The sequence below is a fragment of the Paraburkholderia sp. 31.1 genome (assembly GCF_014397645.1).
Classification (GTDB): Bacteria; Pseudomonadota; Gammaproteobacteria; order Burkholderiales; family Burkholderiaceae; genus Paraburkholderia; species Paraburkholderia tuberum.
The window spans coordinates 1-900 of the sequence record NZ_VZQN01000174.1 but is presented as its reverse complement, the minus strand read 5'-3'; the positions used below and the strand labels follow the sequence as shown (position 1 = coordinate 900).

General features: G+C 65.4%; 1 pseudogene. It reads right to left on the bottom strand.

What is annotated here, in order from left to right:
• A pseudogene (locus F6X37_RS35850) lies at window positions 1-900 on the bottom strand (type VI secretion protein VasK); the annotation flags it as partial.

Here is a 900-nt window from a genome sequence, read left to right as displayed (position 1 = left end):
CCATCATCTCGAAGCGCTCGTTTGCATCGCCCTTTATGTAGAGTTGCGCGCCGACCGTCGAGAGCTGGCGCAGGCCTGCAAGGAACTTCGGATCGAACTGGAGTGCCTGTGGTGCCAGTTCGTTCGGCGTCCAGTGATCGCCTTCGAGCTTGAGTACGCCCGCGAGTTGCGTCGAGATGAAACGGGCGACCAGGCCGGTGTCGGGACGGACGAAGCGGCCGAGCTCGGCGAAGGATGCATCGGCCTGCGTGTCGAAGAAGGGATAACGTCCGTTTGTCGCCGCGTTGAACGGCGCGGCCACGCTGGCCCGCCATGCTTCGTTCAGGCTCGCCGCAGCCGGTTGCAGGATCGTCTGCCACGCGGCTTCGAGCGGCTGCGCAAACGCCGCGTTACCGAAGCCCGCCCATGCGGAACCGAGACTTGCGGCGGTCAGCGCCGCATCGTCACGCGCCTGAGACAGCTCCGAGAGCTTGCCCTGGAAGACCGCCTGCGCGAGCGAGCGCGCCATCGCCTGTGCGTCGGGACTGCCTGCGATCTGCTGCAGCTTCAGTCGCATCGTGGTGACCGCCGTCAGATAGCGCGACAGGCTGACGCCACTCAGCGCGACGTTCGTCGATGCACCGGCCTTGCCGTTTCCGCTGTCCGTCGCTGCAACGCCGCTCTCTCCCATCAATGCAAGCAGCGGGCCGAATGACTTGTCCAGCGGATTGACGATCGGGGCATTCGCGTCGTCGTTGTTGCCGATCAGGCTTTGTGCCTTGCGGACCAGCGTATCGGTCAGCGCCTGCGAGGGTCGTCCCGCCTGCGCCTGGTACTGCACCGACTTCATCAGCGCGATCAGCGGCGAGGTCTGCGCGTCGGCGAGACGGGTGAGTTGATCGATCGCCCCGTTCAGGTTCG